Genomic DNA, 10,096 nt, shown 5'->3' with positions numbered 1-10,096 from the left:
AGCGTGCAAGCTAACTCTTTGATAATCTAATTTTTTACATTTACTATCCTCATAGGGATAGTCTGCCCTTTTTTAGGTCATATTATTAATAGTTATCCTAATTTTACTATTTTTAATTCTCTAATCTATATTCAGTTTTTTAAAGATCAATTATGCTCATCTCTATAGAGTAAACGAAAAAATACCTCGCCCCCTATACAAAGGGACGAGGTTTAATCGCGATACCACCCTAATTCCATAAATAAAATCAACTCAAATTATATAAAATAATAAAGTTAAAATATTTATAGCTCTCCAGCTACGTACTAAATAATACGCTTTCCTTTTAACGGTGGAATCTCCGTTGAAACTTACTATTAAAATTTCAGTTTCACTTCTCCAAGATGATTTTCAGTAATACATTGAACATTGACTTTCATCATACATCAACTTTCTGTAGAACAATTTTTATTACCTACTTTTTCTTTTCATAGAATTTTTTTTCTAACTTTTTAAGTAATAATACACCTTTGTTTCTAACTTGTCAACATTTTAATTTACTTACTTGACTTGTGCATTAATTTAAGAAAATTTACCATTGGATTATAGTTGATATTTTACCAGTATAATTTTTCATAAAAAAGTAGCATATAAACCTCAAACATGCTAGATTTATGCTGACAACCTAAAATCTAAGGAGATTTATATGCTGACAACTATATTAAACCAAAATGAATTTATTAGCAACTATATTTTAGAGTTAAATCTGCCATATTCTTCTGCGATAAAGAATCATATGGTAAATTTAATATCTGGAATAATTGTAACCGAAGTCAATAAAACCATTTCTTCGGCTTATAACAAGCTTACATCAAATCGACACAGAAGTACTGGTTCAAGATTTCTAAGTTCATATTCATGGAATCATGAATATGTTACGGAAGAACGTATATTTCATGCAATTACTGAAATTTCTAATACTTGTGAAGACAATGGTGTTGGATTCCTGATTATTGATGATACTTTAAGTAAGAAAAACTAACTATTTGCTGGTTGATTCATGGTACACTTCAGCAAAAATTTTGCTTCACGGTTTAATAAATGGTTATCATACTATTGGTAGAATAAAATCTAACAGAGTTATCTATCCAGCTGGTATTAAAACTAATGTTGGAAAGTTTTCTTCATACATTAAAAGTAATGAAACTAGTGTAGTTACCGCTAGTAATAACAAGTACTATGTTTATAGATATGAAGGAAAACTCAATGATATAGAAAATGCTGTTGTACTTATAAGTTGGAATAAACAGGATTTATCTGATAAACCATCATTTATTATAAGTACTGATGTATCACTTGATAATAGAACTATAATTTCATATTACGAAAAGCGATGGGATATTGAAGTAAGCTATAGATATCATAAAACTGCTCTTGGTTTTGATGAATTTCAAATACAATCCTTAGAATCAATACATAGGTATTGGAGTATGATATTTCTAACATATACTTTTCTTGAGCTTTTCAGAATTAAATATGGTAAATTATATAAATTTAAAAATATTGGAGATGTAATATTACACTTCCGAAACAACTATTTGGTAAAAATAGTTGAATTTGCACATGAATGTGCAGATAACGGGATAAGTTTAAAGTCCACTATTTCCAAATTAGGACTAGTATCTTAAATTTTTCCTATTTACTGCACAAGTCTAGTTACTTATTATCAATATTTTCAATTGTTTATTTATAGTTTTTTAATATTTACAACAAATTTTTATACATATATCAAATACTCACACAAAAAAATAGCATTGGAAACCCAAATGCTATAAAATAAACTATTCTAATTTTTCTAATAAATTATTTAAACTATCTTTTAATTCTAACATTTCCTCATCAGACATATTTAATTTGCAGCACATCTGATCTGGTACGCAAGTTATATCCTCCTTAAGCTTTCTTCCTTCTTCAGTAAGCTCAACTACAACTACTCTGTCATCATTAACATCTCTATATCTTTTTATTAATCCCATATTTTCTATTTTCTTTAATAAAGGTGTTAAAGTCCCTGAATCAAGATGAAGTCTTTTACCAATTTCCTTAACTGTACTCTTTTCGTCTTCCCATAAAACAAGCATCGCTATGTATTGAGTATAAGTAAGATTAAATCTATCAAGGCATGATTTATATAATTTTATAACTTCTCTTGATGCTGCATATAAAGAAAAACATAGCTGATTATCAAGTTTTATTTTTTCATATTTGTCCATAGTAAAATCTCCTTAATCAAGTTTCTACTTACATTGTACTATAAATGCATATAATAAATCACCCATAATTTAATCTTATACATTCACTTCCATTAAATAATGCCCCAAATACGGCAAATGGTATCTGAGGCACACATGCATATTATAGATGTGATTTAATTACTTCAGTAATTCTATCCTTTGGTAAGAATCCTACAAGCATATCAACCTTAACGCCATCCTTGAATACCATCATAGTTGGAACACTTGCTATTTTAAATTCATCAGCTAAATCTGGACATTGATCTATATCAACTTTAATTACATTTACTTTTCCAGCCATTTCTTCACTAACTTGTTCAAGAACTGGAGCTAACATTTTACATGGTCCGCACCAAGTAGCAAAAAAGTCTACTAATACAACTCCACTTTTTATTTCTTCTCTGAATTCAGCACTATTAACTATCTTCATATTGCTATTCCTCCGTTAATCTGAAATTTCCAATAGTAAGCTCATATGGCTTACTGTAATAATTTATGTTTAATTGTTTATAAATATTTTTTACTTAATTACCTATAAGTATGCACATTAAAAATAATGTTTTTACAAAATTTAATTTTGCAAAATTTAATTTATATCATTATATTACTTTTTAAAACTTGTCTTGTCAATAGAAAAATACTCCATATAAAAATAATTATTAAATTAACAAAAATCAATAATTATTTTATATAGAGTACTCTTCTTTTTTTCCTAAATTTATTTAACTATTACTTTAAACTGGTCTAAAGAAATCTTATATTCATTTAACATCTCTATTGCAGTATCCCTAAATTCATTTTCATTACTCTTAATATTTATAATATCAAAAGTTCCAACTACTTTATTGCTGTTTTTATTGTGCTTATATTTTTTAGTCAATACTTCTGCAGTTTTTACAAGCAGGTCATTCCAGTCATCAACTTTAACAATATCATCTCTAAAAATAAATGCTTCTGGTTCTTTTCCTGTAAAGTCACTGAAAATAACAATTTCTTGACTGTTAGATATATTATTTTTACTATCTACATCCTTCTGTAGCTCATCCTCTTCTATTTCTTCAGTTTTTTTTTCCTCATTTTTATAATTATTTTTTTTATATTCTTCATCCATCCATAAAATATAATCCTGTATATTGTTGACCATTTTATATATTTCTATAGATGTATCTCGATATACCTGACTTAATTTAAAATTTCTATTTTCTTTAACAATTTCACTTGATCTATCTTCAATATAATCAATTGTCTTTTCAAGAATATCAGATAAATTTAAAAGTCCATCTTTAATATCCTCAGAAACTATAGGAAAATTTTTAATTACATATTCCATAGTACCAGCATCCAATAGTGATAAGCTTTTCACCTTAGATTTATTTGTGTTCTCAAGTTCCTTTGGTACAATCTTCACTTCATTGGCTTGGCTTATTTTTTCTTCTTTCACATCTTCCTTTTTAAAAAATACCATATACCTCAACCCCATTCATAATTCTTTTTATATATTTTACCATATTTTAACACACAAAAATAAGAGCTATTTAATAAATTATACAGATAATATAATCCTTATATTCATTAAATAGCTCTACATATTTTATTTATTCTTACTATTAATTATTTTCACAATATTCTTCAATAGTTTCAGCAACAACTTTTGCTTGAGCAACAGCATTAACTACAGTTTTAGCACCTGTAACTACATCTCCAGATGCAAATACACCTTCTTTAGTTGTATGACCTTTATCATCAGTTACAAGAAGTCCCCATTTATTTGTATCAAGTTCAGTTGTATTTGATACTATATTGCTCTTAGGACTTTGGCTAACTGCAATGATAACAGAATCACATTCGATAAATTCTTCTTTACCTTCAAGAATCTTAGTAGATACTCTTCCATCTTCTCCTACAACATTTTCAGTGCATGCTACTTTTATTCCTTGCTCTGTTATTTCAAGAGGAGCTTTAAATAAATCAAACTTAACTTGGTCTTCTTTAGCTTCTTTAATTTCTTGTTTTGTAGCAGGCATATCATCAAAGCCTTTTCTGTAAACAATAGTAACATCTGCACCATTTCTCTTAGCCACTCTGGCTGCATCCATAGCAACATTTCCAGCTCCTATTACTACAACCTTTCTGCCTAATCTATAAGTGCTTGGCGATTTTAAATAATCTATTGCATAATGTACATTACCAAGAGTTTCACCTTTTATATTAAGAGTCTTAGGATTCCATACCCCAGTTCCTATAAATATTGCTTTGTATCCATCTTCTTTTAATCTATCAATACTTATAACTGGTCCAATTAATGTATTAGGTCTTATTCTAACACCAAGTTCTATTAATTTTTCTTCCATAGCATCAATTATTGAATTTGAAAGTCTGTATTCAGGTATCCCGTATCTAAGTACTCCTCCAATTTTTTCATGAGCATCAAATATAGTAACCTTATATCCCTTTTGAGCTAATATGAAAGCAACTGTAATACCAGCAGGTCCTCCACCTACAACTGCAATTCTATCTTTATTTTTATCTACATTCTCTACTTTCAAATTATCTAAATACCTTTGAGATATTTCATATTCCATATCATGAAACCTTATAGGTTCTCCCTTTATTCCTCTTATACAGTTTCCTTTACATTGATCTTCATGTGGACATACTAATGCACATACTACTGATAATGGATTATTTTCAAATAACATCTTACCAGCTTCATCAAGGTTTCCTTCTTTATAAAGTGAAATTATTTCAGGAATAGGAGTACTTATAGGACAGTTTTCCTTACATCTTGGTTTCTTACAAAAAAGACATCTATCAGCTTCATCTTTGAATTGTATCATTATTATTTCTCCTCTTCTCATGTTAATTACATATAAATCTTATGTGTAAATTATTAAACTTTCATTTAAAATTAATTTTATATAAATTATTTAAATAAATCAATAAATCATATAACTAATATTTTTCACTGCTTAATAAATATAGTCCACAATTACTATTGATTACCTCAATTATGTAATTTATACTTAAATAAATATCCTATATTAAAGGAGGTTTAAAAATGGGTAATTCAAAAGGAGGAAATAATATGTGGATTTTATTTGCTATTTTATCTGCATTTTTTGCAGCTACAACCTCAATACTCGCTAAAATCGGTATTGAAGGCATAAGTTCTAATCTGGCCACTGCCATAAGAACCATAGTAGTTTTAATTATGGCATGGGGTATTGTATTTTTCACAGGAACTCATAATCAGATTTCAAGTATAGGTACAAAAAGCTGGATCTTTTTAATACTTTCGGGAATTGCAACAGGCCTATCCTGGTTATTTTATTACAAAGCTCTTCAAATAGGTGAAGCTTCAAAAGTTGTACCTATAGATAAATTTAGTGTTGTTATCAGCATGATTATGGCATTTATAATACTAAAGGAAACTGTCACTATAAAAACAATTCTTGGTGGTGTATTCATAACAATTGGTACTTTTATAATGATACTTTAGTATACATGAATTTTTTTATAATTTAAGAGATGTATGTAAACATGGCTTACTACTTCTCATAATTATATTTAATAAATTATTGACTCTAATTTTTACCCTCAAAATCAATTAATTCATTCCTACTTATATAAGGATTTCTATATCTATTCTTTTTAATTGTAGATTTTCCTATATTTATGGCTTCTTTAGGACATATATTAATACATGCCATACAGTCTACACACTTTCCATTCCACTGTGGCTTTCCATCTACAAGTTTTACATTATCTATAGGGCATATTTTTTCACACATGCCACAACTTATACATTTATCATTAACATTAAACTTTTTATCTCTATCTCTTAATATTTTTACAAATATATTATATTCAAAGTCAATAATTTTACCTTTAAATTGTTTAATATTATTTTCTTTGTTCTTTACTGATTCTGCAAACTGATCTATTATATCATCATACTTTCCTATAGCTTCTTTAGCCCTACTCTCTGTTGGATTAGTTCCTAGCCTTGTATAGTTTGATATATATCTAACTTCAAGAGAATTATTTAAAGTTCTTCCAAGTAGCTTGCTAACCTGATAAAAAGAAGCATCAGACTTTCCTCCACCTGAAACTCCTATAGTAAAAATATATGAATCCGGATTTATTTTTAAATGCTCAAAGAAGCTATGAGCTAAAATTGGAAGTCCCGCATAGTGAATAGGATAAATAAATCCTATAACATCATCATCTATGTTATAGTTCTGTTTTTTATATTCCTGTGAAATAGATAAAAGTTCACATTTTTCAAAATGAGACTGTACTTTCTTAGCCACATAAAGACAATTTCCTGTTGATGTATAAACAAATATTTTCATAATATTATCTCCATTTCTTATATTAATTCTTTTTTAAAATATTTTGATACTTTCCTATTAATGGAGTTACTAATTTTCTTGGTAACATAACAAATACCTTATATTGTAATCCTGGTATTATAGTAGTCTTATTCTTCATAAGCCCTTTATATGCTTTTTTAGCAACATAACTTGGTTTCATAGCTGTAGGATTATCTTTTTTTCCTGCATTCTTAGAAAAATTAGTCTTAGTAGCTCCAGGGCATAAAGCTGAAACTTTAATATTATAAGGTTTAAGTTCAACTGCAAGTGCTTCTGTAAATGATAATACATAAGCCTTTGTAGCATAATAAACTGCTGTATATGGGCCTGGATGATATGCTCCTGTTGAAGCTACATTTAGTATTTTTCCACTTCTTCTCTTTACCATTTCCTTTGCAAATAATTTAGTTAAAATAGTAAGGCTATCCATATTAAGCTCCATTATAGATTCATCTTTTTCTAAATCCTCTTTTAAAAACTCACCAACATAACCTGCTCCTGCATTATTTATAAGAATATCTACTTGAATATTTTTTGATTTAACTTCATTAAATAATTCAGCAGCACTATTTTTTTGACTTAAATCTTTTTCAAAAATACTAACATTAATTCCATATTTCTTTTCAAAATCTATTTTTATTGACTCCATCATATTCTTATTTCGTGCTGATATTATAAGGTTATACTTATTTTCTGCAAATATTTTAGCCAATTCATACCCTATTCCACTAGTTGCTCCAGTAATCAGGACATTTTCTTTCATATGGTAAACCTCCTTATAAAATTCCTCTTAATATTTTATAATTTGATACATATCGAATTATAAAACAATTCTTACCCTATATTATAAATAATTTATAAATATCAAATATGGTATAAATTTCCTTAATCTATATTATCTTTATAACTATCTCTTTCTATTTTAAGCATACTGTATGCCTTATCAATTAATTCTTGGTTAGCCCTTGCAATGAGGAATTTCCCCTTTTTTTCAGTGACTATAAGCCCTGCATTTAAAAGTTCTTTTAAATGGTGAGATATTGTAGGGGCTCCAATATTGAATTTATTAATTATATCTGTAATGAAACAACAGCATTCACATTCATTATTTTCAAATGACTTTTCACTAGATTTTAAAATCTGAAGATATATTTCTAATCTATTTTCATTAGATAATGCTTTAAATATATTAGCCAACTCTTTTGTGTCCATACTTCCCTCCATACAGTTTTTATATATTAATTTCATGTTTTCATACCAATACTTCGATTCTTATCGAATTATAATAATATACCTCCTTGTTTTATATGTCAATAAAATCTTATCCCCCAATATCGACACTCTTTAAACATAACTACTATTATAAATAAATTACCTATAAGTTATATATACTCTAATAAATACTTATTTATACCAAAAAAGAGGATAAGCAGTGTGCGATACTTATCCCCTATAAAATATATGATGTATGTTTGACTATATAATTTTTATATTCATGGAAATTGACATTTAAGTTAATTTATTTTTAGTTTCAAAGTCAATCTGATTAGTAATTTTAATCTTCAAGAGCTTGAGCTAAATCATAAATAATATCATCTATATGCTCAGTTCCAATTGAAAGACGAACTGTATTTGGTTTAATTCCCTGCTCTGCTAATTCTTCTTCATTTAATTGAGAATGTGTTGTACTTGCTGGATGAATAACTAATGACTTAACATCAGCTACATTTGCAAGTAATGAGAATATTTGAAGCTTATCTATAAATTGTTTAGCTTCCTTTTCTCCACCTTTAACTTCAATAGTGAATATTGAACCTGCTCCCTTAGGGAAATACTTTTTATACAATTCATAATCAGGACTATCTGGTAATGATGGATGATTTACTTTTTCAATCTTTGGATGATTCTTTAAGAAATCAACTACCTTTAATGCATTTTCTACGTGTCTTTCTAATCTAAGTGACAATGTTTCAAGACCTTGTAATAATATGAATGCATTAAATGGACTTATTGTTGCTCCAGTATCTCTAAGTAATATCGCTCTTATTCTTGTCACATAAGCTGCTGCTCCAACTGCTTCTGCAAACTTAATACCATGATAGCTTGGGTCTGGTTCTGTTAATTGAGGGAACTTTCCACTTCCAATCCAGTCAAACTTACCTGAATCTACTATTACACCTCCAAGTGAAGTACCATGTCCACCAATAAATTTAGTTGCTGAATGAACCACAATATCTGCTCCATGTTCAATTGGTCTGAAAAGATATGGAGTTCCAAAAGTATTATCAACAATTAATGGAATCTTATGCTTATGTGCTATTTGTGCTACTGCCTCAACATCAATAATATTAGAATTTGGATTTCCTAATGTTTCTATATAAACAGCCTTTGTATTTTCCTTAATAGCCTCTTCAAAATTCGATACATCTTCAGGATCAACAAAAGTTGTAGTAACTCCATAACTTGAAAGAGTATGTGCCAAAAGATTATATGAGCCTCCATATATGGTTTTAGCTGCTACTATATGATCTCCAGTTCTAGTTATATTTTGAATTGCATATGTTACTGCTGCTGCCCCTGATGATACTGCAAGTCCTGCAACTCCTCCTTCTAATGCTGCCACTCTATCTTCAAAAACACCTTGTGTTGAATTTGTTAATCTTCCATAAATATTGCCTGGATCTTGAAGCCCAAATCTTGCTGCTGCATGTTCGCAGTTTCTAAAAACATAAGAAGTTGTTTGATAAATTGGTACAGCTCTTGAATCTGTTGCTGGATCAGGATTTTCTTGTCCTACATGTAATTGTAATGTTTCAAATTTTAATTTTCTTTCTTCATTTCTACTCATAATTTTTTGCCCCCATTTACTTTTTATAATTTAATATTGCTTTCGTTTAAATCATATATTCATGATAATTTTACTATGATTTGAAGTCTAAAATAGCTGCCTAAAAGTATAAATAAAAGTTCATATTTTCATCTGCATTTAGATACATTTCTGTACATGTATTTATTTGCTAATAACTTATTTAATCCCTCCTTGCTTTTATATCTCCAAAACTAAAAGCTGTTTTCAAGATAAAATGAAAACAGCTTAATAAATCTAATTAATATTTTATCTCTCAGAAAAATATATTTCTGCAGGAATTAGCACCTTAAACTAAATATATATGATATATAATTCAGGTTGCCAGACATCATAGGGCCAGTCCCTCCGTCTTTCTTGATAAAAACTTTTTATTTAATTTTTAGTATTCTCATTGAATTGCCATGAATCAATAATACAAATTTTTCCTGTATGTGTCAATACTTTTTTTGAAAATATTTCTATCTATTTGAAAAGTGTATATTTTAATAATTATTTTTAAATGCTAAAAAGGATAGTTATTTCTAACTATCCTATACTTACCTGGCAACGTCCTACTCTTCCACACGGTCTCCCATGCA

At 28.2% G+C, this 10,096-nt stretch carries 9 protein-coding genes, 1 pseudogene, 1 riboswitch and 1 other annotated feature; of the genes and pseudogenes, 2 read left to right on the top strand and 8 right to left on the bottom strand.

Translation table 11 applies throughout. The annotated features are described in order from the left end of the window. Window positions 1-198 precede the first annotated feature (198 nt). Window positions 199-480: a binding site (T-box leader), on the bottom strand. 162 nt (window positions 481-642) lie between these two features. After that, window positions 643-1,667, top strand: a pseudogene (locus tag HF850_RS14895) (transposase). 153 nt (window positions 1,668-1,820) lie between these two features. On the opposite strand, the gene HF850_RS14890 reads toward HF850_RS14895, so the two are convergent. The 4 genes from HF850_RS14890 to HF850_RS14875 form a co-directional block, all read right to left on the bottom strand. Continuing rightward, window positions 1,821-2,252, bottom strand: coding sequence for a MarR family winged helix-turn-helix transcriptional regulator (locus tag HF850_RS14890; protein WP_169106210.1), 432 nt, complete (start codon window positions 2,250-2,252; stop codon window positions 1,821-1,823). A 142-nt stretch (window positions 2,253-2,394) separates the two neighbouring features. Beyond that, entirely contained in the window at window positions 2,395-2,703 is a 309-nt protein-coding gene (gene trxA / locus HF850_RS14885) for a thioredoxin (RefSeq protein ID WP_169106209.1), read from the bottom strand. Between the two features lie 288 nt (window positions 2,704-2,991). Beyond that, the gene (locus HF850_RS14880; RefSeq protein ID WP_169106208.1) at window positions 2,992-3,738 is read right to left on the bottom strand and encodes a hypothetical protein; all 747 of its coding nucleotides are present in this window, start codon (window positions 3,736-3,738) and stop codon (window positions 2,992-2,994) included. Window positions 3,739-3,880: 142 nt separating this feature from the next. Then, on the bottom strand, window positions 3,881-5,110 hold the full coding sequence (locus HF850_RS14875; protein ID WP_169106207.1) for an NAD(P)-dependent oxidoreductase: 1,230 nt from the start codon (window positions 5,108-5,110) through the stop codon (window positions 3,881-3,883). Between the two features lie 248 nt (window positions 5,111-5,358). Between HF850_RS14875 and HF850_RS14870 the strand changes: the two genes are divergently transcribed. Beyond that, window positions 5,359-5,772, top strand: a complete 414-nt coding sequence (locus tag HF850_RS14870) for an EamA family transporter (RefSeq protein ID WP_169106211.1) — start codon at window positions 5,359-5,361, stop codon at window positions 5,770-5,772. Between the two features lie 85 nt (window positions 5,773-5,857). Here HF850_RS14870 and HF850_RS14865 read toward each other — a convergent pair whose 3' ends face one another. The 4 genes from HF850_RS14865 to HF850_RS14850 form a co-directional block, all read right to left on the bottom strand. Further along, a complete protein-coding gene (locus tag HF850_RS14865; RefSeq protein WP_169106206.1) occupies window positions 5,858-6,628 on the bottom strand; it encodes an EFR1 family ferrodoxin in 771 nt (256 codons plus the stop codon). A 22-nt stretch (window positions 6,629-6,650) separates the two neighbouring features. Beyond that, window positions 6,651-7,412, bottom strand: a complete 762-nt coding sequence (locus HF850_RS14860) for an SDR family oxidoreductase (RefSeq protein ID WP_169106205.1) — start codon at window positions 7,410-7,412, stop codon at window positions 6,651-6,653. Window positions 7,413-7,534: 122 nt separating this feature from the next. Next, on the bottom strand, window positions 7,535-7,861 hold the full coding sequence (locus HF850_RS14855; protein ID WP_169106204.1) for a metalloregulator ArsR/SmtB family transcription factor: 327 nt from the start codon (window positions 7,859-7,861) through the stop codon (window positions 7,535-7,537). A gap of 343 nt (window positions 7,862-8,204) precedes the next feature. Beyond that, a complete protein-coding gene (locus HF850_RS14850; RefSeq protein ID WP_169106203.1) occupies window positions 8,205-9,497 on the bottom strand; it encodes an O-acetylhomoserine aminocarboxypropyltransferase/cysteine synthase family protein in 1,293 nt (430 codons plus the stop codon). Between the two features lie 264 nt (window positions 9,498-9,761). After that, window positions 9,762-9,882: riboswitch (SAM riboswitch) on the bottom strand. Window positions 9,883-10,096 lie beyond the last annotated feature (214 nt).

It is taken from the genome of Clostridium sp. SM-530-WT-3G, assembly GCF_012843905.1.
Classification (GTDB): domain Bacteria; phylum Bacillota; class Clostridia; order Clostridiales; family Clostridiaceae; genus Clostridium.
Note: the sequence above shows the minus strand (reverse complement) of the source record. Positions and strands in the feature narration are given on the sequence as shown.